This window comes from Humisphaera borealis, from assembly GCF_015169395.1.
Classification (GTDB): Bacteria; Planctomycetota; Phycisphaerae; order Tepidisphaerales; family Tepidisphaeraceae; genus Humisphaera; species Humisphaera borealis.
Genome location: NZ_CP063458.1, coordinates 2503774 through 2524118, shown reverse-complemented (window position 1 = coordinate 2524118; position 20345 = coordinate 2503774). Strand labels below are relative to the sequence as shown.

20 protein-coding genes are annotated in these 20345 nt (G+C 62.7%); 17 read left to right on the top strand and 3 right to left on the bottom strand.

The annotated features are described in order from the left end of the window. Positions 1-20 precede the first annotated feature (20 nt). Positions 21-1616, top strand: a complete 1596-nt coding sequence (locus tag IPV69_RS09355; RefSeq protein ID WP_206294838.1) for an outer membrane protein assembly factor BamB family protein — start codon at positions 21-23, stop codon at positions 1614-1616. 114 nt (positions 1617-1730) lie between these two features. Here the strand turns inward: IPV69_RS09355 and IPV69_RS09350 are convergent, their stop codons facing one another. Further along, positions 1731-2207, bottom strand: coding sequence for a hypothetical protein (locus IPV69_RS09350; protein ID WP_206294837.1), 477 nt, complete (start codon positions 2205-2207; stop codon positions 1731-1733). A 239-nt stretch (positions 2208-2446) separates the two neighbouring features. On the opposite strand from IPV69_RS09350, the gene IPV69_RS09345 reads away from it, so the two are divergent. The 10 genes from IPV69_RS09345 to IPV69_RS09300 all read left to right on the top strand — a co-directional run bounded on the left by IPV69_RS09345 (position 2447) and on the right by IPV69_RS09300 (position 12070). After that, positions 2447-3640, top strand: a complete 1194-nt coding sequence (locus IPV69_RS09345; protein WP_206294836.1) for a Gfo/Idh/MocA family protein — start codon at positions 2447-2449, stop codon at positions 3638-3640. 111 nt (positions 3641-3751) lie between these two features. Continuing rightward, positions 3752-4633 carry a hypothetical protein gene (locus tag IPV69_RS09340; RefSeq protein WP_206294835.1) on the top strand — a complete coding sequence of 294 codons (882 nt, stop codon included), beginning with the start codon at positions 3752-3754 and terminating at the stop codon, positions 4631-4633. Between the two features lie 34 nt (positions 4634-4667). Continuing rightward, complete coding sequence (locus tag IPV69_RS09335; protein WP_206294834.1) at positions 4668-5018, top strand: STAS domain-containing protein; 351 nt, start codon at positions 4668-4670, stop codon at positions 5016-5018. 92 nt (positions 5019-5110) lie between these two features. Continuing rightward, positions 5111-5473 (top strand): hypothetical protein, encoded by a 363-nt coding sequence (locus IPV69_RS09330; protein ID WP_206294833.1) that lies wholly within the window; start codon positions 5111-5113, stop codon positions 5471-5473. Positions 5474-5567: 94 nt separating this feature from the next. After that, positions 5568-5954, top strand: a complete 387-nt coding sequence (locus tag IPV69_RS09325; RefSeq protein WP_206294832.1) for a response regulator — start codon at positions 5568-5570, stop codon at positions 5952-5954. Positions 5955-6826: 872 nt separating this feature from the next. Then, positions 6827-7609: a flagellar hook-basal body protein gene (locus tag IPV69_RS09320; protein ID WP_206294831.1), complete on the top strand. Its 783-nt coding sequence runs from the start codon at positions 6827-6829 to the stop codon at positions 7607-7609. Between the two features lie 219 nt (positions 7610-7828). Continuing rightward, positions 7829-8638: a flagellar basal-body rod protein FlgG gene (flgG, locus tag IPV69_RS09315; protein WP_206294830.1), complete on the top strand. Its 810-nt coding sequence runs from the start codon at positions 7829-7831 to the stop codon at positions 8636-8638. A 139-nt stretch (positions 8639-8777) separates the two neighbouring features. Then, a complete protein-coding gene (flgA, locus tag IPV69_RS09310; protein ID WP_206294829.1) occupies positions 8778-10022 on the top strand; it encodes a flagellar basal body P-ring formation chaperone FlgA in 1245 nt (414 codons plus the stop codon). A 41-nt stretch (positions 10023-10063) separates the two neighbouring features. Beyond that, positions 10064-10879: a flagellar basal body L-ring protein FlgH gene (locus IPV69_RS09305; protein ID WP_206294828.1), complete on the top strand. Its 816-nt coding sequence runs from the start codon at positions 10064-10066 to the stop codon at positions 10877-10879. Positions 10880-10993: 114 nt separating this feature from the next. After that, positions 10994-12070, top strand: a complete 1077-nt coding sequence (locus IPV69_RS09300) for a flagellar basal body P-ring protein FlgI (protein WP_206294827.1) — start codon at positions 10994-10996, stop codon at positions 12068-12070. 75 nt (positions 12071-12145) lie between these two features. Here IPV69_RS09300 and IPV69_RS09295 read toward each other — a convergent pair whose 3' ends face one another. Continuing rightward, positions 12146-12805 carry an HD-GYP domain-containing protein gene (locus IPV69_RS09295; protein ID WP_206294826.1) on the bottom strand — a complete coding sequence of 220 codons (660 nt, stop codon included), beginning with the start codon at positions 12803-12805 and terminating at the stop codon, positions 12146-12148. Positions 12806-13063: 258 nt separating this feature from the next. Here IPV69_RS09295 and IPV69_RS09290 point away from each other — a divergent pair, with 258 nt between their 5' ends. The 3 genes from IPV69_RS09290 (at position 13064) to IPV69_RS09280 (ending at position 15887) form a co-directional block, all read left to right on the top strand. Continuing rightward, a complete protein-coding gene (locus IPV69_RS09290; RefSeq protein WP_206294825.1) occupies positions 13064-13723 on the top strand; it encodes a 7-cyano-7-deazaguanine synthase in 660 nt (219 codons plus the stop codon). 256 nt (positions 13724-13979) lie between these two features. Further along, positions 13980-15158 (top strand): outer membrane protein assembly factor BamB family protein, encoded by a 1179-nt coding sequence (locus tag IPV69_RS09285; protein ID WP_206294824.1) that lies wholly within the window; start codon positions 13980-13982, stop codon positions 15156-15158. Between the two features lie 33 nt (positions 15159-15191). Beyond that, complete coding sequence (locus tag IPV69_RS09280; protein WP_206294823.1) at positions 15192-15887, top strand: hypothetical protein; 696 nt, start codon at positions 15192-15194, stop codon at positions 15885-15887. A 17-nt stretch (positions 15888-15904) separates the two neighbouring features. Here IPV69_RS09280 and IPV69_RS09275 read toward each other — a convergent pair whose 3' ends face one another. Then, on the bottom strand, positions 15905-17170 hold the full coding sequence (locus tag IPV69_RS09275; RefSeq protein WP_206294822.1) for an outer membrane protein assembly factor BamB family protein: 1266 nt from the start codon (positions 17168-17170) through the stop codon (positions 15905-15907). A 261-nt stretch (positions 17171-17431) separates the two neighbouring features. On the opposite strand from IPV69_RS09275, the gene IPV69_RS09270 reads away from it, so the two are divergent. The 3 genes from IPV69_RS09270 to flgK are packed head-to-tail and all read left to right on the top strand — an operon-like array spanning position 17432 to position 20266. Next, entirely contained in the window at positions 17432-18049 is a 618-nt protein-coding gene (locus IPV69_RS09270) for a rod-binding protein (protein WP_206294821.1), read from the top strand. Next, the gene (gene flgN / locus IPV69_RS09265) at positions 18024-18524 is read left to right on the top strand and encodes a flagellar export chaperone FlgN (RefSeq protein WP_206294820.1); all 501 of its coding nucleotides are present in this window, start codon (positions 18024-18026) and stop codon (positions 18522-18524) included. Before IPV69_RS09270 ends, flgN begins: the two co-directional genes overlap by 26 nt. Positions 18525-18565: 41 nt before the next feature. Beyond that, entirely contained in the window at positions 18566-20266 is a 1701-nt protein-coding gene (flgK, locus tag IPV69_RS09260) for a flagellar hook-associated protein FlgK (RefSeq protein ID WP_206294819.1), read from the top strand. Positions 20267-20345 lie beyond the last annotated feature (79 nt).

Genomic DNA, 20345 nt, shown 5'->3' with positions numbered 1-20345 from the left:
GCCCGGGCGTATAGACTCGCATGAACCACTTCCGCCGCGTTCGCTTGCGTGTTCTTCTGATCGCGGCGACCACCGCCAGTCTGGTCTCGGCCGCCGTTGCGGCGGACTGGCCGCAATGGGGCGGCAGCGACCTCGGGCGGAACATGGTCTCGCCGGAGCGGAACCTCGCCGACGGTTTCAAGCCCCGGGCGCCGATGGAAAACGTCCGCTGGACGGCGACGCTCGGCAACGCGATTGAGGGGAATCCCACCGTCGCCGGCGGACGGGTTTTCATCGGGACGGACGATGCCAACCTCATCAACGACAGCCGTTTCAGCCGACAGCGCGGCGGCATGGTGCAATGCCTCGACGAAGCCACCGGCGTTGTGCTCTGGCGGCTTCCGGTGCCGCCCCGCGGGCGCGACCGGCTCCCCCAGGGCGCTCACTACGGCCAGCAGAATCTCGGCGTTTGTTCATCGCCGGCGGTATCGGGGAAGCGAGCCTATGTCGTGACCAACTCGTGCGAAGTGCTCTGTCTTGACGTCAACGGCATGGCCGACGGCAACGACGGCACCTATCAGGATGAGGGCAAGTACATGGCAGGTGCCGGCAATCCACCGGCGAAGGTGGGCAAGCAAGATGGCGACATCCTCTGGTCGTTCGACCTGATCGACCAACTCGGCATCTGCCCGCACGATGTCGCCGCCTGCTCGGTGCTGCTCGACGGGCGATTTCTTTACGTCGTCAGTTGCAACGGCGTCGACGCCCCACACGCCAAGTGTCTGCGGCCGGATGCGCCAAGCTTTATCGTGCTCGACACCGAGACCGGCAAGCTGCTCGCGACCGATACCGAAGGCCTCGGCAAACGCATGTGGCACTGCCTCTGGTCGCCGCCGTCGATCGGCGTCGTCAACGGCAAGAAGCTAGTGTTCTTCGGCGGGGCCGATGGCATCTGCTACGCGTTCGAGGCGCTGACCAGCCTTCCTGAAACGCCGATCCACCTGACAAAGGTCTGGCAGTGTGATTGTGTGCCGCCGAACTACCGGATGCCCGATGGCAAGGCGATCAATTACTACGTCGGCGACAAGCGAAAAAAGTACACGACCAACAAGAACGACGGGACGTTTGTCGGGCCGAGCGAGATCATCTCCACGCCGGTGTTCCACGAGGGACGGGTCTACTGCACGATCGGCCAGGACCCCACGCACGGGCGCGGTCGCGGCATGCTGACCTGCATCGACGCCAGCAAAACCGGTGACGTCACCGGGACCGGCATCGTCTGGACCTACCCCGCGCTCGAGCGAACGATCGCGAGTGTCGCGATCAGCGACGGGCTGCTATACGCGGTCGATTTGCCGGGGCGGATTCACTGCCTGGATGTGGTGACGGGCAAGCCGTACTGGGTCTTTGACACCAACGCCGAGGCCTGGGGCACGCCGCTGGTCGCCGACGGGAAGGTGTATGTGACGAACAAGAAGGGCCTGGTAGTGATGGCAGCGGGGCGGGAGGCACACCAGTTGTCGCTCAGTCCCCTGGGTTCTGCGAGCTACGCCACGCCGATCGCGGCCAATGGAACGTTGTTTATCGCGTCAGACCGCATTCTCTGGGCGGTCCAGAAACCCGCGGGCGTTCATTGAGCGTGCCGAAGCAGGGTTCGCCCTGGCGGGGCGCCGGGTATCGCAGACACGCATCGTGACGGCGTTTGTCGCGTCCGCCAAGGCGGACCCTACGGTGTCAGGCCTGCGGGACGGTTACTTCGCGACTGCTTCCCCGCCCGGGCGGGAAAGCTGAAAGACGCCTTTGTCATCCTTCGACGTGTAGTTGCAGAAGAACGCTGTCGGGCCGACCTTGCCGTCATACTGGTAAACGCCGCCGGCGAGCCATCCGATGTCCTGTTCCCCCTTGAAGTAGATGTAGGCCGGCCCCGAGGCGGGAGTCGATTCGCCGGCGGTGATCGTCATGGTCGCGGCGTAGCCGAACGAGAAGAACCAGCCGTAGGTCGCACGGAAGTCGGCCTTAAAGCTGTCGGGCGTCACGTCGCTGATGATGCACCGCAGGCCGCCGTTGTGCCCATTGGCGTCGCTCTTCCAGGTGCCTTCCCAACGCCCGGCGATGCTGCCGGCGGGGATGGCCTCCTTCCCGGCCGCCGACCACCGGCATTCGTAGCAGCCGACGATCAGCGGCAACAGCAGCAGTGCGATGAAGTGGGGTGCGCGATGTCGGGTCATGGCATCCAAGGTAATCGCTGGGGGCATTCGGGTCGATTGCCGCTGGAAGCGAGGCCGTCAGCGCTCCCGGGTTGGGTGCCTAACCGCCTTGCGGGCCAATGTTTGCCTCTTGCGTTGCTCAGCCCGGTTCTGCCTTGCATCGCCCGTCCGCGCCGTTACACTCCGGTTCCCGAGGCGTTTTCGTGCGGATTTCGAGGATATCGCCCGGCCGACTCAGCATTCAGCGGAGGAACCCCTTCATGGCTCAGAAGTCAGCGAACGTCTGCCTCATCGGTCACAAGTTCATGGGGCGGACCCATTCAAACGCCTACCTCAAGGCGCCCAAGTTCTTCACCGATCTGCCCGTGAATCCGGTCATGCACACGATTTGTGGCCGGAACATGGCGGAACTTGCCGAGTTCGCCGCCCGCTGGGGCTGGAAGAACACCAGCGGCGACTGGAAGTCGGCAGTTCAGAACCCGGATATCGATCTGGTCGATGTCGGCACGCCCAATAACGCCCACATGGAAATGTCGATCGCCGCGCTGGAGGCCGGCAAGCACGTGGCGTGTGAAAAGCCGCTGGCCGGCACGATCGGCGAGGCCCGGCAGATGCGCGACGCCGCCCGTAAGGCCAAGGGTAAGAGCTTCTGCTGGTACAACTACCGTCGGGTGCCGGCCGTCGCGCTGGCATACCAACTGGCCAAGTCCGGCAAGCTCGGGCGGATCTATCACGTCCGTGCGTTCTACCTTCAGGATTGGGCCGGCCCGTCGGTTCCGCTGATCTGGCGATTCAGCAAGGCGGTCAGTGGCACCGGGGCCCACGGCGATCTGGGTGCCCATGTCATCGACATGGCAAGGTTCATCACCGGCGAAGAGTTCACCGAGATTTCGGGTGCCATCACCAAGACGTTCGTCGAAGAGCGCGAAATCCCCGCCCAGGGCTCGGCCGGCGGCATTGCCGGCGGGGCGCAGGCGGCCAAGGGCAAGATGGGCAAGGTTGATGTTGACGACGCCACGCTCTTCATCGGCCGGCTGTCCGGCGGCGGGGTGGCGACGGTCGAATCCACCCGCTTTGCCACCGGCAACCAGAACAAGAACGGCCTGGAGATCAACGGCGAGAAGGGCGCGATCCGGTTCAACTTCGAAGACATGAACTGGCTCGAATACTACGACGCCACCAGCGAGCGCAAGCAGCAGGGTTGGACCAAGATCATGGTCACCCACGCCCCGGATCACCCGTTCGCCCACGCCTGGTGGCCGGACGCGCATGTGGTGGGGTACGAGCACGGGTTCATCAACCAGGTTGCGGATATGATGATGGCGCTCGGCGGCACGACGCCAACTGTCCCATTGCCTGACTTTGAGGACGCTTACAAGACGCAGCAGGTCCTGGAAGCCGCCATCGTCAGCGCCGAACAGCGAAGGCCGGTAACGATCGCGGAGATCGGTTAACGCCTTGGGTCCCCGAAGTTGTTTGTGCTAAGAGGTCGTACGGAATCGCCGGACGTGGGTTAGAGCCCGTTCGCAGAAGTACAGCGGCAAATGCCGGTTTGCGGAGCATCAATGAAGCGTTTGGATCGAAAGTTCGTGCGACTTTCCCTGGCTGTTGGTCTTGCGGCCCTGATCTCGGGTTGCGGTCCGTCAAAGCCGGCCGACCCCAATGCCGGCCTGCCCCCGCTCCCGACGGGAGCAGAGATGGGCAGCCGCGCCGGAGAGGCCCGGAAGCTGGCGCTGGAGTTCGAGCTTGCTGCCGGAGAGCTTCAGAATGCGCCGCTGACGCGCCAGCGGCCGCAGCTCAAGACGCTGTTCGGTCAACTGACCGAAGTTCTCCCGCGGCTGGCGGGACCGTTGCGGACCGGCGTCTTCAATCACCAGTATGCCGTGGTCGTGCAGGTGCGCGATCAGATCGCGAATCGTCCCGAACGGCTCAGTGATGATGCGTTGGTGGATAACGGCTTGCTGGCGTCCTACAACGCACTGCGCGACCTGAGCTACACGCAGTTTTACGTCGACGAAGACCTGACCAAACGAATGGAAGCGCTCGCCGCCTCGGTGGGGCGTCTGCCCCTGACCAAGGGCGTGGACCATGCGATTCAGGTGTCCGATGCGGTGACTGCGACCAGTGCCGTGCTGACCAAGATGGCCGGGACGCTCTACGACCGGAACAAGGAATTGGACGCGGGGGCAGAGCCGTCACCGGCGACGCAGCCGGCGGCAACACAGCCCTCGGCTCCGCCCCCGGCGGATCCCGCGGCACCGGCACCTGCGCCATCGGCACCCGGCCAGCCGACGCCCGCTCCCGCTCCGGCACCTTCACCGGTGCCGGCGCCGACAGAACCGCCGGCTTCGCCCGCGCCGGCCCCAGCTGAACCAGCACCAACTGCACCGGCCCCAGCTGAGCCAGCGCCGGCCACACCGGCGCAAACGGCCCCGCCGGGGCAATAACCCCTCGTACCGTCCGATCCGCAAAGGTGCCACCATGGCCACCATCAGCGAAGTACAGATCGAAGGCGTCACGCTCCTGAAGCTGGGCGGCGGACTGACGTTTGAAGGGGTCGTGCCGCTCACCCGCCCTTTTGAATCGGCCACGCGGTCCGGCGCGGTCGTCGTGAATCTCGCCGACGTCCAAACCGTAACCACCCCCGGAATCTCCCTGCTGCTTTCGGCACACCAGAGGCTCGGACAGACCGGCGGCCGCCTGGTTCTTTGCTCCGTCCCGCCGCTGCTTAAGGACGTCCTGCGACGCTGCAAGCTCGACCGCGTCTTCACTTTCGCCGTGGACGATGAGGCGGCGTTGCAGATCCTGAAGCCCAAGAGCCTCGACGCGTGATGAAGTCGCAATAGGGGCGCCGTCGCCCCCCTGTGACCCTCAATCGTCAATCCTCGACGCTCTGATCCCTTCCCTGGCTATAATCCCCCGCAATGCCTCCTCAACCTGCCAAGAGTCGCAGTGACTACGACCTGATCGAGCCGATTGGTAAACGCGTGGTCGTTCGAAAGGACGACAACAAGCGGCAAACCAAGAGCGGAATCGTGTTGCCGGACAGTCACGAGATTCCCGTCATCACCGGTCGGGTGATTGCCGTGAGCAAGGCAATCGAGAATGACGAGGATCAGACGATCAGGCAATACGACAAGGTGCTGTTTGATCCGAGAGAGGCCATCCCCGTGGAACTCGAGCACGACAACCGCCTTTACGTCGTATCGATCGACCGGGTCCTTGCCATCTTCCGGCGATCCGATCCCGCCAAGACGGTCAAAGCGTCGGACGGCGATACGGATTAACAATAGAAGCCGAAGAAGACGTCGACGTTCCCCGGGGCCCTGCGTTGTTCTGAGTTCAGCGGCCCCTTAAATTCCCTGTTTCAACACCCTCGATATGTCAAAAACCGTAGCATTTATTGGTCATTGTGGTCCTGACAGCAGCTACCTTCGGCTGGCGGTTTCCAAGGCCATTCCCGGCGCGAAGATCGTCTCCGTTGATGACGACGAGTCGATGAAGGCCGCGCTCGAGGCCGGCGTTGACCTGGCGTTGTTCAACCGGGTTCTCGACTACGGTTTCGCAGAGACCGAGGGGGTCAAGGTCATCGGCAAGCTTGCCCGCTTCTATCCTTCGACGCGGATGATGATGGTCAGCAACTACCCAGAGACCCAGGCTCAGGCGCTGGCCGCCGGTGCGGTGCCGGGGTTTGGCAAGCGGGAGATCGGCTCGCCGCGGGTGGTTCAATTGCTCCAGGAAGCCGTCGCCGAGACGCCGGCGAAGTGAATTGCTTTGATTCGACATCGTTTGATCCCGGGGTAGAAGCGAGGGGTGGTCGCCGCGTGATGGCACCTTCGCGTCCGACACGATTTCGTTCGTGACACTTCCTTCTGCTGACTCGCACTTCCTGCGCTTCGGGGGCGCAGCGATTGCGCCGAACGCAAAGGCGCAGCCGTTGCCGACCGACGGCGCACAATCCACCGCGTCATTGCAGCCCGCCTCACACCGGCAGTTTTGTGCTCCGCAGACGGCATTTCGGCGCGTCGGCTGAAAAATTCCATTTTGCGCGAAGCTTCTGGCACGGCACTTGTATTGAGCATGTCGTGCCCGAGGTGTGGCGGAGTCCCGCCGAGGGCGCACGGAAGGCCGTTGCAATCGGGCGTGTGGATCGTAAGTCGGTCCCGCAAGGCCCGGCAGCGGCAGTCCGAGCATTGCAAGGCCCCTCGCGAGTGGCTCGTCGGAACGGATGCCGGATGAGCACCGCGACCTTCGGGGGCCTGAATCGAAGCGGGTCGAGACCAGCGGAGCTGGTCCGACGCGGCGTACCCGGCACGGATGCCGACCGCCGCCCGCCGACAACGGCGCGTCGACCCGCTCACCGAAATCGACCTTCAATAACCGACGGGCGGAGCCCGATGGGACGCGAAGGTCGATGACGGCGGCGCGGGTGGGCGATGTCGCCGACCTCCGGGCGGAGTCCTGGTGGCGGCCGTCGCAACCTCTCCAACGTAACCCGGCGGGCGGCCTCGTCACAGATGGCGAGGCCGCCTGCACCGGGATCTCTGATGAGCGTCGATGATGGAAAATAGACGATTGAAGGTATCCACCCTCGATCCTCCATTTTCCATCTTCGGCTCCTCGACTCGGCGGAGCCGATCATGATTTACGGCCTCTATCTTTCCGCCTCGGGCGTCATGTCCAGCTCTTACAAGCAGGACGTGATCGCGAACAACCTCGCCAACGCGGAAACCGCCGGCTTCAAGCGTGATCTTCCGCTGTTTCAGCAGCGGATGACCGAAGCAGAGGCCGCACGGGCCGGGAAAGGGCGCTCCGGTTGGAGCGATTCGATCCTCGAGGGCATTGGCGGGGGATTGCTGGTTTCCAAGCAGCGCGTCGATACCTCGCCGGGAACCCTCGAACACACGTCCGCCCCGCTCGACGTTTCCATCCAGGGCGACGGGTTCTTTGCGGTTCGGGCCAAGTCCGGCACCGAAGCCAACGCCATGGCGCTAACCCGCAACGGGCAGTTCATGATTGATGGCGAAGGGTACATGGTACTCGGTAACGACCGTGGCCAGCGGGTGATGGACACCAATCGACAGCCGATCCGCGTAACGGCCGACGGCGGTCCCCTTCACATCGGCAGCGACGGTGCGGTGTCCCAGGGCAAGGAACTGATTGGTCAGATCGGCGTGTTCAATGTCGACGACACGAGCAAGCTGCAGAAGATGGGCGGCACGCTGCTGGGATACTCCGAACCGAGCGGCATCCGCCGCGTCGATTCGAGCATGCAGGCCGAGTTTCTCGAGCGGTCCAACGTCGACCCGACCACGGAACTGACCGACCTGATGAAGACGCAGCGGTTGCTCGAAGCCAATGCCCAGATGATCCGGTACCAGGATCAGACGCTGGGTAAACTGATTGAAGTGGGGAAGATTTGAGCGTTTCGCTGAATGACGAACGGCACAATGCGAATGGCGAATGAGTGAGCAAATGCCAATCACCAAGGTTCGAATTGGCACTCTGGAGCTGAACTCACCGAACTGAGAATTGAACTGCGGATTTGAGACTTCACTCGTCGTTCGCATCTCGCCATTTGTCATTCGCCCCGCGGACGTTTCCTTTCAAGCTCCCACTCCTCTACGTCCGATAAAACTCCTATGGCGATCACCGCACTCCACTCCGCCGCGACGGGCTTGCGTGCCCTTTCGACACGGATCGACGTCGTCGCCAATAATCTCGCGAACGCCGAAACGACGGCCTTCAAACGGGCGCGGCTCAACTTCGAAGATCTCATGTACCTGGCACTTCGGCAGCCGGGTACGACCAACGGTGCCGGCGACGTGTCGCCGGCCGGTATCTTCGTTGGTCTGGGTACCAAGATCTCCAACAGCCAGCTCGACCTCGAACAGGGTTCGATGGAAAACACCGGCCGGCCGCTGGATGTCGGCATCCAGGGCGCGGGGTTCTTCAAGGTCAAGATCATGGACTCCATCGGCGGGGGCACCGGCTACACCCGCAACGGGAACTTCTTCGTCAACAACGTCGGCGAACTCGTGCTCGGCATCGGTGACGGCTACAAGCTGATTCCGCCGATCACCATTCCGCCCAACACCAGCGAAATCTCGATCAGCCAGGACGGCAACATCGAGGTCATCATCGGCGGGCAGACGACCAAGCAGAACGTCGGCCAGCTGAGTGTGACGAGCTTCATCAATCCGCAGGGTTTGCAGTTGCAAGGCGGCAGCATCTACACGGAAACAGGCGCGTCGGGCCAGCCGGTGGACAACGTCCCCGGCGAAGGCGGCACCGGACAGCTACTGCAAGGCTTCCTGGAAGCGAGCAACGTCGACCCGGTGAAAGAACTCGTGACGCTCATCAAGACGCAGCGGGCTTTCGAGCTCAACAGCCAGAGCATCCAGACCGCCGACCAGGCCCTGCAGACGATCGGGAATCTGCGTCGTGGTTAATAGCGGCTAAACGCGGCTGAAGCCGCGGAAGTCAGAAGTCAAAAGTCGGAAGCTGAAAGAGTCCTGGCTCCCGACTTCTGACTCCCGTCTTCTGCGACCAAAGGTCGCCAACTCCTAACTTCAGCGACCGGAGGTCGCCATGTACTACGGGAATGGACGCCCACTCACCAAGAAGCAGCTCGTCCGCCTTTCGCTGGGATTGACGATCCTCGCCTGGGCGACGCAGACGTTGTTCGCCCAATGGGGCTACGGCGCGGAAGTCGCCACCAATACGCCGATCGAAATCAGCGGCCAGCCCGCTGCGTCGCCCGCGATGCCGGCCGAGCGATTCATCTCTCCGCGACCTTTCCTCGCCGACGGCGGCACGCTGGAACTTCGCGCGGAAGCAACCACATTCGGCCCCGAGGTCCGGCTGAAGCAGGTCGCACGCTGGAGCAACCGGGACGCGGCGTTCTTCGAGCAGTCCGGTGAACTGGTGATCGCCCGTCTCGACGCCCGCGGACCCTATCGCGTCATTGAGATCGAGCACATCCGCAAAGCCCTCGCCGACGCCGGCGTCAACATCGGCCTGGTTAAGTTCGCCGGTCCGATGAGCTGTTCGGTCAATCGTTCGGACGCCAAGCCCGATACCGACGGTGCCCTGGCAAAATGGATCGATGCCAGTGAGCAGAAGGTGGTCATCACCGATCGCGACCCGGTCGTTACAGCGGCGTCGACGAAGGCAGGCAGTGCTGACGTCACGGGGAGTGAGCCGTCTTCCGTCCGGACCTTGCGCGAGATCGTCGTACAGGACCTCTCGGCCCGCCTGAACGTGCCCGTGGACCAACTCCAGGTCGTGTTCAACCCGAAGGACGAGCGGCTGCTCAATCTGTGCGAGCCGCAGTTCAAGTTCAACCTTGAACCCCAGCGCGTGCGTAATCTCGGCGAAGTCAGCTGGACGGTCACGATGGCCGCCGGCGACAAGTCGCAGAGGGCGATCCTTGCCGCCAATGCCCGCGCCTGGCAGACGGCGGCGGTCGTCACCCGGCCGATTTCGGCGCGGGCACCGATTTCCGCCGCCGACGTCCAGGAGCAGCGAACGCTTGTCGATCGGTTGTCGGAGGAACCGCTGGTTCGTTCCGATCAGGCGATCGGGCAGCAGGCGGCCCGGGATCTCAAGCCCGGGATGGTGCTGACCGGCCGCATGCTCGAATCGGTGCCGATGGCCAAACACGGGCAACTGGTGACGGTCACTTCAACCCACGGCGCGGTGCGACTGAAGACCGTCGTCCGGGCGATGGAGACGGGATCGAAGGGGCAGCGGATTCGCGTCAAGAACGACACGACCAACGAACAGTTTGATGTGATTCTCACCGGCCCGCAGGAAGCGTCGATGGGAACCTGATCGTCGGAGCGATGACGAGTGCCAGCACAAAGGACGTAAGGATGTCGAAGCGATCAAGATCGAAGGACGCCGCCCTGACCACCGTCCTCGCATTGGGGGCGACAGGCGCGTTTGCTGCCAATCCACCAGCCAAGGCGCCGCAGATGCCGTCCGGTCGCCCGACCGCGGAAAGCCAGCAGCCGGTCAAGATGGAATACGATCCGGGGATCAATGAAGCGGCGGTTGCAGTGCAGCGGAGCGGTGGATCGCTCGCCCGTGCGCAGATCCGCTCGATGCCGCCGCTCCCGCCCGATGCCAAGCGGGCCCGCGAGGTGAGCTTCTATGCCATCCCCGAGCCCGAGCCCAGGACGATCCGCAAGCACGACCTGATCACGATCATCATCCGCGAAGAAAGTGCCTTCACCGTCAAGGGCAAGACCGACACCAAGCGGGAAGGCTCTCTCGAAGCGAGCCTCGACGAGTTCATCAAGCTGCGACTGAAAAACTGGGAAGTGGAGGGCGGAGGAATCGGTCCCACGCCGCCTTCGCTCAAGGCCAACGGCACTCGAGACTTCAAGAGCGAAGGCACGGCCAATCGGACCGACAGCCTGACGGCGCGAATCACGGGGGAGGTTGTCGACGTCAAGCCCAACGGCACGCTCGTGGTGCAGGCCCGCAAGACGATCAAGACCGATGACGAAGAGCAACAGTTCGTGCTCAACGGTACTTGCCGGGTCGAAGACGTTATCGCGGACAACACTGTCCTGAGCACCCAGATGTACGACCTGCGCGTCGAGAAGAACACCAAGGGCGCAGTCCGCTCGGCGACCAAGCGGAGCTGGCTGCACGAGATCCTGGACGCAATCTCGCCGTTCTGAAGAGAAGTGGTCAGTAGTCGGTGGTCAGTGGTCCGAGAAGCCGCATGCCCCTCCGACCTTTGATCTCTGACTACCGACTACCGACTACTGACTACTGAGTACTGACTACTCCCCATGCGCTACCTCATCCCCCTCATCGTGCTTGTCCTGGCCCAGCCTGCCTTGGCGGTCAAGGTTGCTGACATCACCCGCATCGGCGGGCAGCGGACCAACGTCATGACCGGCGTCGGCCTTGTGTATGGCTTGAAGGGTTCAGGTGACGGGGGCGACTTCATGCCGGCGATCAAGCCGCTGGCGGCAATGCTGTCGCGGTTCTCGAACCCGACGATGCCCATCGACCTCAAGAATGCGAAGAACGTCGCGATCGTCAGCCTGATCGCAACGATTCCGAGCAACGGTGTTCGCGACGGCGACCACCTGGACGTGCGGGTGATCAGCCTGGGCGCGGCCAACTCGCTGCGCGGCGGCTACCTCTTCGTCACGCCGATGCAGGGGCCCATGCCCGAGCCGAGCAACCAGCCCCGACTTCCGCTGGCGCTGTGCGAAGGACCGATCGTCATCGAAGACCCGACCAACCCATTGACCGGCGTCGTCAAAGGTGGCTGTGTGATGGAAGCCGACCTGCCGGCCCGGGCGATCCAGGAAGGCAGGTTCGAGTTGATCCTGGAAGAACCCAGCGCCAGCTGGACGGTCGCCAGCACCATCGCCAAGGTAATCAACGACGCCGAAGGCGACGGAGCCGAGATCCTGGCGGTAGCGGTGGATGCCAAGAACATCATCGTCACGATTCCCGCCGCCGACCGGCAGCGGCCAGATTCGTTCATTTCGCGGGTGCAGCGGCTCCCGGTTCCGCAGTTACCGACCGAGGCCCGCGTGATCGTCAACGAGAAGACCGGCACGATCATCGTTACTGGAGACGTCGAAATCAGCCCGGTGGTCATCAGTCACAAGGGCCTGACCATCAGTACGATCGACCCCAAGCCAATCCCCACGCCCAGAACGCCGATCACTACGCAAAAGGATGTTGTCGCCATGGACACCACGCAGCAGGGCGGTGCCAAGCTTCAGGACCTGGCGCTGGCGTTTGACCAGCTCAAGGTTCCGCCGGATGACCGGATCGCGATCGTGAAGGAGCTTCACCGCACAGGCAAACTGCACGCGAAGTTGATTGTGAACGGTGTGGAGAGGTAACGCTCAAAGTGCTGCGTTAAGAGAAGAAGTGCTGAGTGCTGAGTAGAGATTCTCTACTCAGCACTCAGCACTTTCTTATGCCGCCTGGCGTTTGCGTTCGGCGTAATCGATGGCGGCGTCGATCATCGCCTGCTCGCTTGCGAGGAAGGCATCCACCACTGCCGGATCGAAGTGCGATCCGCGGTCTCGGAGGATCACGCCGCGGGCCAGTTCATGGCTGAACGCGTCCTTGTAGGTGCGTTTGCTCGTCAGTGCGTCATACACATCCGCCAGTGCGACGATACGCCCGCTCGCCGGGATCTGCTCCCCGGAAAGCCCATAGGGATAGCCGGTGCCGTCCCATCGTTCGTGATGGGTCAGCGCGATCTCGACGGCCATCTCGCGGAACATCGGATCGACGTGATCGCGGAGCATCTCGCGGACGGCGTCAGCGCCGAGCGTCGTGTGCTGTCGCATGATGGCGGCTTCAAAGTCGCTCAGGGGCGCTGGTTTGAGCAGGATCCTGGAAGGAATCGCCGCCTTTCCCGCGTCGTGCAACGCCGCGGCAACCGTGAGCCGGCGGATAAACGCCGTATCGACCGTCGCGCGGAATCGGCGGTGGGTCGTGAGCCGGCGGGCGAGGATGCCCGCGTAGGCGCAAACCCGCTCCACGTGCCCCAGCGTTTCGGGGTCGCGGGCTTCGGTCAGGCGGGTGAGCGAGTAAATCCGGAGATGGGGAAGGACATTCTGGGGCACGTTATCTCCGATGCGGCGGCCGAGCGGGACGTTACGGGAACTCCACCTGAACTCTTATCGGGTGGCTAATGACAAACGTTTACGGAACGTTGGCAGGATGACAGGCGGAATGTTTGCCGTTCCCGGAATTGTCGCAACCCGGCCCGGATTTGGGTGGTTTGCAGTGCGCTGTTACAAACACCGCGTCGGTTATAGGGGCGGTCACGCGATCGTTCGTGCCCGCCCGGACATTTCTGGGACCCTACGCCTCGAGCCAGCATGGCCAAAGACCTCGCGATCGTTCTGAACAACGGCAGCCTCAACTCGGCTGTCACCTGTGCCCTGGCCATCCAGAAGTACCGTCCCGTGATGCTACACGTGCAGACATCGGACCAGATGGGCGGGCGAAGGCGGGCGGCGTACGAGCAGCAGGTGGCGCACTTTAAGCCGTATCGGGAGCACACCGTTCCGATGGGATTCCTTGATGGGCTCGGCGGGGCGGTTGAACCCAAGGCCTCGACGGTTGACCCTCGAACGCCCGCCAGTGTGGCACCCCTGCTAGTCGATCTTCTGCCCGCCGTCGCCGTCGCGGCCCGCTTTGCCGTCCACTACAGCGCGACGAGCATCTATCTCGGTCTGCAAATCGGCAACCTGACCGACGAACTGGCCCAGGGAACCGAGTTCGTCCAGGTCTGGCAGGAAATGCTCCAGATGACCTGCGGCCAGCCCCAGTTGGATATCCAGGCTCCCTTGATGGAACTCGAGCCCTGGCAGGTGGTTGACCTCGGTTTCAACATTTCCGCGCCGTTCGACCGAACGTGGAGTTGCAGCGAGCAGGGTCCTGAACCCTGCTGGGCGTGCCGAGCCTGCCGCGGGCGAGAATCGGCGTTTCAGCAGGCGGGGAAGGCAGATCCACTCAAGTCCGGCCGCAAGGCGTGACGGTTGGCAACAGCTTGCTAAGTTGTAGCCGGCGAGCTTGCTCGCCGTCCGGCGGATTTGCCGCGTTTAATCCCCGCCCATTCCCCCTCAACAATCCTCTGGTCTAGACTGTTAGATCACGAAGCGACGGCCATTTAACTATTGCGTTACATTAAAATGCTGCATCAGCGAGGACACCCTCGTCGAACACGCAAGGGTGCACTCGCGATGCGAACGCTAACCGATTGAGTGACAGCAAGTATCCGAGGACGACCCCATGCGAATGAAACCTCTGATTGCCGCAGTGGCCGGTGTCGCGTTCGCCGCCGTCGCCTTGCCGCGGCTGATCGTCGCCGATTCCGCAGCGCCCGCCGCGGCCGCTCCCGCACCGGCTGCCGCGCCGACATCGGATTGGCCGGCGTTCCACGGCGGCGGTCCTCTCGTCGGCGAAGCCAAGGCGCTTCCAGCCGGCACGCTGACCGCCCGCTGGACGTTCAAACACGATGAACCCGGCCCGTTCGAAGGCTCTGCTGTCATCTCCGGCGGTTCGGTCTTTATCGGCGACGTCAAAGGGCGACTGTTTTGCCTCGACCTGGCGACCGGCAAGCCTAAATGGACCTACACCATCGAGGCAGGCTTTGAAGCCAGCCCCCTGGTGGTGAACGGAAAGGTCTTCATCGGCGACCTCGGCGGCCTGTTCCATTGCGTGTCGGCCGAGGAGGGAAAGAAGCTCTGGACGTTTGATACGGGATCGGGACAGCCGATCCATGCCAGTGCGAACGTGTTCGGAAACAAGCTGATTTTCGGCGACGACGGTGCAAACGTCATCTGCGTGAATGCCGACGACGGCAAGAAGGTCTGGCAGGTTGAAACCGGCGATCGCGTAAACGCCGCCCCGGCGATTGGCGGCGGCCTGGCGTTCATCTCGGGGTGCGACGCGAAGCTCCGGGCGATCCAGATCGAAAACGGCAAGGAAAAGTTCGCCGTCGAGTTGCAGTCGCTGGCGCCGGGCTCACCCGCGCTGCTACCCGACCGCATCATCCTCGGCACCGATGGCGGCCGCGTGCTGGCGATCGCCGCTGACGGCTCGAAAATCCTCTGGACCTATGAAAACGTTAAAGACGGTGCGATGGTCTATTCGTCGTCGGCGGTGTCGGAAGGAATCGTTGTCGTGGGCGCGCGTGACCGGCTGGTTCACGCGATCGACGCACAGACGGGTGCCGGCAAGTGGACATTCGCGACCAGGGGCGAAGTCAATTCGAGTCCTGCCATCGCCGGCGGCAAGGTCTACGTCGGCAGCCGGGACAAGAAACTCTACGTACTGGACCTCAAGACCGGGAAAAAGCTCGACGAGTTCCAGGCGTCGCGAGCGATCGAAGGCTCGCCCGCGATCGGCCAGGGCGTGGTGGTCGTCGGTGATACGAGCGGGGCGGTGTATTGCCTGGAGCCGAAGTAGCGGGGAAGCGATGTGAAAGTGGAGGGAAGCAGTATGCCAGGAACGCAATCGCAGGCCAGGGTTGCGCCAAGAAGGGTTTCTTCGTTCGCAATGTTCGGCGGCATTTTATCTGGAGCTGCGGTTGCGATGTATTCCGGCGATTGGGCTTGTTCAGCGATTGGCGCTGGCGTTATCGGGGCGGTGATGACCGGGTTGGCAGCCTGGATGACCCGCAATCCGTTGCGGCCGCGCAGTCGCCGAATGCTGATGCGCGTTGGAGCTGTTGCCCTGATCATTGCTGCTGTGCAGACGATCTTGGTGCGAGACGCCCTGCGTCGGGGAGCGTTTCGCGATGCGTTCGGCGTTGACCCACCGGCTGCACTGCAGGATCTGTATGTCGAGCGGTTCTATGCCGGTGGCCCCGGCGACATGATGACGTTGATGCGATTCAAGGTCGATCCTCAGATCGTCAGGCAGCTTGTTGCAACCTCGCGTTCTGAAGAGAATTCCTCGTACAACGCGTATCTCGCGGGGACCATGTCATGGAAGCAGTTGTGGGACAGTACATTTGCAGTCGCGTCCACTCGGAAAGTGGAGTGGTGGCTGGATGCCCCGCCACTCGCACAGCCGAAGTTGCACACCGTCGGTACAAGCTCAGTTGCACCGACCGGCGGAGGGCCCATTCGAAGCACTAGGATCGTATGGGATGATTCGACCGGAGAGACCTTCGTCCTGATGACATCAGGTTAGTTCACTGCCTAGTCATCCTATTTGGGCACCCCAATGCAATACAGGTTCTCCACCCCCCGAATGAAGATCTGCCCGCCACTGATCGCCGGCGATGAACGGACGTCTTCCCCCAGCGAGTTCTTCGCGACGAGCTCGAACTTCCCGTCTGCCTTGATGACGAACGTTTCCCCGGCATCGCTCGTGAAGTAGAGCATGCCGTCCGCGCCGGCTACCGCCGATGAACTGTGGTGTTTTCCGAGTGGCTGTTGCCAGAGGCGTTCGCCGGACCGGGCATCAAAGCAGGTGGCCAGGCCGCCGTCGGAGACGAGGAAGAACCAGTCGCCGAACGCCACCGGCGAAGGAACATAGCTGGCCAGTCGGCGGTCGCCTTTGTTCTGGCCGTCGTGCCAGCGAATGTGCGTTTTGGTGACATTCCCGGCGCCGGCGGGATCGATTCCCAGCACGTGCAGCTCCGGAAATCCGCCAGTGACGAACACGATCCCTTTGGTGTGGACCAGGCTTGCGACCATCTGCTCCGTCGGACCGTCGATGATCCAGTATTGCTCGCCCGTCATTGGGTTGTAGCTGGCGACGCATTTGCTCCCTGACAGCATCATCTGTGGCTTGCCGGCCAGTTCGACGATGACCGGCGTGCAGTAGCTGCGGGTCTTGTTGGGGCGGTCAGTCCGCCAGCGTTCCTTGCCCGTCGCCTTGTCATACGCGACCAGGTACGCCTCGGCGTCCTGATCGCCGTTGAGGATCAGCAGATCCTTGTAGATGACGGGCGATGAGCAGAACCCGTGGACCGACTTGAACTCGCCCGGCGACACCCGCCAGACTTCATTCCCTTTGAAATCGAACGCGGCGATCTGGATCTTCGGCTGTTCGAAGAACGTAACGAAGACCAGCTTGCCGTCAGTTGCCGGGGTGGCACTGGCATAGCTGTTCAGGCGGTGCTTCTTCTCGAGCATCGACCGCACGATGTTCTTCTGCCAGATGATCTTTCCGGTCTTCCGATCGAGGCAGATCAGCGCCCGCTGGGTTTCCTCTTCGAGCGCCGTTGTCACAAAGATATGGTCGCCGCTGATGATCGGCGACGAATGGCCGACACCGGGGATCTTCGTCTTCCAGGCGATGTTTTCACTGCCAGACCACTTGGTCGGTAATGCGGCTTCCGTCGAGCGCCCATCGCCGGCCGGGCCTCGCCACATCGGCCAGTCCGAGGTCGACTGCTCCGCGGCTGGAAGCGGAGCGTTTGTCATCAGCACGAGGCTGACAAGGACTGCGAAGGACCGGATGTTCATGTGCATGATCCTGTTGTTGGCCGTTCAGAATTGCTGGGCTACTGCCGTACATATCGCCGGGCCGCGCTGGCGTTCGAATGGATTCTGTCCGGGGGGCTGCAGCAAATCACCCCTGACGACCGATAAGAAAGCAGCGGGCGGAGAGATGCCCGCAGAGCGAGGTCATCGAGGCCTCGCGAAGCAGGAAGGATTCCTGCCGTAAATGCCCTGCCGCACGGACCACTTCCCGTGTGAGTGGCTGGCGAGCGTCGGAGACGCATCATGCGAATTGAAGCACCCACCAGCCTGCTCCCATTCAGCCCCGGCGAACGTCCGGGCGTTGCCAAGGGAACCCTCGACAAGAAGCTGAAAGGTCTCGACCTCTCCGGCGTTGTCTACCGGCAGGCCAAGCCGCGCGACAGCATGCCCGCGACGTCGGTCCCGGTGAACGACATCAAGGGGTTGCTGCCGATCAACGCCGCGCCCGCGCAGACCCAGGAAGCCCGCCTCGAAGCCCAGGCCCGCCAGCTCGTCAGCCAGACCTTCTTCGGCACCATGCTGAAGCAGATGCGCGACAGCCCTTTCAAGAGCGACCTTTTCGAAGGCGGTCGTGGCGGGGCGGCTTTTTCCAGCATGTATGACCAGAAGCTGGTCGAGCAGATGTCCCGCGGGGCCGGAAAGAAGCTGGTCGATTCGGTCGTCAGCAAGTTCACCAAAGCCAAAAAAGCGTATGCCACCCAGGCCAAGGGTGGTCAGGCCGAGACGCCAGTCCCCGGCAGGCCGTACGACGCGGTCAATGCCGGCCGACCGACGGGAATTGAAACCGACACCGGCGCCAAGGAAGCCACCAACCCCTACCGGAATGTGAAGATCAATGTCCATCCCGCTCTCCGATCTTGATCGCCTGTCCGAGTGCCTCAAGTCACTCGTCGAGGAGCACCGTCGGCTGCTGGACGTCGTTCTTCGGCATGACAAGGCGATGCGGGCGATGGATGCCGGCCAGATCGAGCTATTGGCTGCCGCCCAAGAGCAGTGCCGCACGCGGATCATTCAGTCGGAAGCCAGGCGGCGGTTGGTCGTCGCGAACCTGGCCCGACAGGCCAAGATTGCCGGCGAACCCACGCTGAGCCGAATCGCGACGGCATTCCCGTCGCACCGGATGTTGTTCCTGACGATGCGGGATGAACTCAAGTCGCTCGCGACCGAGATCAAGAACAAGACCGCCGTGACAGCGAAGATCGCGCAGTCGCTCCTGGGGCATCTGAATACCGCCGTTCGGCTGCTGGCGAGTGCAGTCGAAAAGGGCGGAACCTATACGAAATACGGCGCGCCAAAGCTTACAAGGCGCTTAGGCAGCATAGAAGCCGTCGGATGATTGGTCCTACTGACGTATCACGATCTACTGAATAGTTTTCGATGTCCCTCATCGGTTCCCTCAACATCGGCAAACAGGCACTGACGGCCCACCAGGCCGCCATCCAGACCACCGGCAACAACATCAGCAATGCCGGCAACGCCGATTACACGCGCCAGGTCACGGACCTGTCGGCGTCGCGGGACCAGATGGTGCGGCATGGGATCTTCTTGGGTTCGGGCGTCCAGATCGACGCCGTCCGACGGCAGATTGACGAAGCCCTCGAAGGCCGCGTTCGCGCCGCACTCAGTGAGAACGACGCCGCCCAGACCCAGCAACAGTGGCTCGGGCAGGTGGAATCGGTGCTGAACGAACTCGGCGACACCGACCTGTCGAGCCGCATGTCGGCGTTCTTCTCGAGCTGGTCGAATCTGGCGAACAAGCCGCAGGATATCGGCCTTCGGCAGGTCGTCATTCAAAATGGCCAGGCCCTGGCGAGCTGGTTGAACGACTCTCGCGGCCAACTCGACAGCCTTCAGCAGACGATCGACCAGCGTCTGCCGGCACTGATCAGTCAGGCCGACTCGCTGTCGCAACGGATCGGCGATCTGAACGTGCAGATTTCGACCGTCGAGGGTGGTGCCGGCCAGGCAAACAATCTCCGCGATCAGCGCGATGCGGTTGTGCGTGAGCTGGCCTCGCTGATCGACGTCAAAACCGTCGAACAGCCGAACGGAACATTGAACGTCTATGTCGGTTCCGAGCCGCTGGTGTTGGGCAGCGAAACCCGCGGGCTCACGCTGGTTAACGCCGGCACTGCCGAGGAACCCTTACCGGAAGTTCGGTTCAAGGCGAATCTCGGTACGGTGTCGCTCAAGAGCGGCCAGATCGCTGGTTTGGTCGAGTCGCGGAAGACGGTTGGTGGCGTGATCAAGGATGTCGATGCGATCGCCGGATCGATGATCTTCGAACTGAACAAGATCCACGCTTCGGGCCAGGGTCTTGAAGGTTTCGCTAGCGTGACAGCGAGCAATGTGGTCGAAGACCCGACCGTGGCACTGACCGATCCGACGTCGGGCCTGCTTCAGCCGCCCGCCAATGGCAGCGTCGTCGTCCACGTGAAGGACAAGGCGACCGGGCTGGTGACCAGCACACTGGTACAGATCGATGCCGACGGCCTGAACGGCGACGATACGACACTCGACGACCTGCGAACGAATCTTGACGGCATCGCCGGTGTAAACGCAACGATCAGCGCCGGAAAGCTCACCATTGCCGCCGACTCGGCCGCAGTCGAGCTGAGCTTCAGCCAGGATAGCAGTGGCGTCCTGGCTTCGCTGGGTGTGAATAACTTCTTCACCGGCAGCACTGCCCGGGACATCAAGGTCAGCCAGACGCTCGCCGACAACCCGCAGATGCTTGCCGCGGCCAAGAACGGACAGAAGGGCGACAACCAGACGGCTCGGCTGATCGCGGCGATGGAAACGCAACCGATCGGTGCCTTCCAGGGACAAAGCCTGAAGGACAAGTATGAAGGCGTCGTCACCAGCGTCGCCACCGCCGCCGGGAGCGCAAAGAACGACGCCGAGGCCGCCCAGGGAATCCTCGAAACACTGCAGACACAGCGAGAGTCGCTTAGCGGCGTAAGCCTGGACGAAGAGGCTGTCAACCTGATGCGCGAGCAGCGCGCGTTCCAAGGCGCCGCGAGGCTGATTTCGACGGTGAACGAGTTAATGGACCTGGTGATCAACATGGCCCGGTAGGGTCCGCCTTGGCGGACGTCCGGGGTGTTGATCGGAACAATCTGAAGTCGTTTGCAATCGCGTCCGCCAAGGCGGACCC

Excerpts from the sequence above, each read along its gene's own strand:
- IPV69_RS09355 (WP_206294838.1), top strand. The coding sequence starts at position 21 with ATGAACCACTTCCGCCGCGTTCGCTTGCGTGTTCTTCTGATCGCGGCG.
- IPV69_RS09305 (WP_206294828.1), top strand. The coding sequence starts at position 10,064 with ATGTCGAAGCGATCAAGATCGAAGGACGCCGCCCTGACCACCGTCCTC.
- flgA (WP_206294829.1), top strand. The coding sequence starts at position 8,778 with ATGTACTACGGGAATGGACGCCCACTCACCAAGAAGCAGCTCGTCCGC.
- IPV69_RS09335 (WP_206294834.1), top strand. The coding sequence starts at position 4,668 with ATGGCCACCATCAGCGAAGTACAGATCGAAGGCGTCACGCTCCTGAAG.
- IPV69_RS09345 (WP_206294836.1), top strand. The coding sequence starts at position 2,447 with ATGGCTCAGAAGTCAGCGAACGTCTGCCTCATCGGTCACAAGTTCATG.
- IPV69_RS09340 (WP_206294835.1), top strand. The coding sequence starts at position 3,752 with ATGAAGCGTTTGGATCGAAAGTTCGTGCGACTTTCCCTGGCTGTTGGT.
- flgG (WP_206294830.1), top strand. The coding sequence starts at position 7,829 with ATGGCGATCACCGCACTCCACTCCGCCGCGACGGGCTTGCGTGCCCTT.
- IPV69_RS09350 (WP_206294837.1), bottom strand. The coding sequence starts at position 2,207 with ATGACCCGACATCGCGCACCCCACTTCATCGCACTGCTGCTGTTGCCG.
- IPV69_RS09300 (WP_206294827.1), top strand. The coding sequence starts at position 10,994 with ATGCGCTACCTCATCCCCCTCATCGTGCTTGTCCTGGCCCAGCCTGCC.
- flgN (WP_206294820.1), top strand. The coding sequence starts at position 18,024 with ATGTCCATCCCGCTCTCCGATCTTGATCGCCTGTCCGAGTGCCTCAAG.
- IPV69_RS09320 (WP_206294831.1), top strand. The coding sequence starts at position 6,827 with ATGATTTACGGCCTCTATCTTTCCGCCTCGGGCGTCATGTCCAGCTCT.
- IPV69_RS09330 (WP_206294833.1), top strand. The coding sequence starts at position 5,111 with ATGCCTCCTCAACCTGCCAAGAGTCGCAGTGACTACGACCTGATCGAG.
- IPV69_RS09275 (WP_206294822.1), bottom strand. The coding sequence starts at position 17,170 with ATGAACATCCGGTCCTTCGCAGTCCTTGTCAGCCTCGTGCTGATGACA.
- IPV69_RS09285 (WP_206294824.1), top strand. The coding sequence starts at position 13,980 with ATGCGAATGAAACCTCTGATTGCCGCAGTGGCCGGTGTCGCGTTCGCC.
- IPV69_RS09280 (WP_206294823.1), top strand. The coding sequence starts at position 15,192 with ATGCCAGGAACGCAATCGCAGGCCAGGGTTGCGCCAAGAAGGGTTTCT.
- IPV69_RS09290 (WP_206294825.1), top strand. The coding sequence starts at position 13,064 with ATGGCCAAAGACCTCGCGATCGTTCTGAACAACGGCAGCCTCAACTCG.
- IPV69_RS09270 (WP_206294821.1), top strand. The coding sequence starts at position 17,432 with ATGCGAATTGAAGCACCCACCAGCCTGCTCCCATTCAGCCCCGGCGAA.
- flgK (WP_206294819.1), top strand. The coding sequence starts at position 18,566 with ATGTCCCTCATCGGTTCCCTCAACATCGGCAAACAGGCACTGACGGCC.
- IPV69_RS09325 (WP_206294832.1), top strand. The coding sequence starts at position 5,568 with ATGTCAAAAACCGTAGCATTTATTGGTCATTGTGGTCCTGACAGCAGC.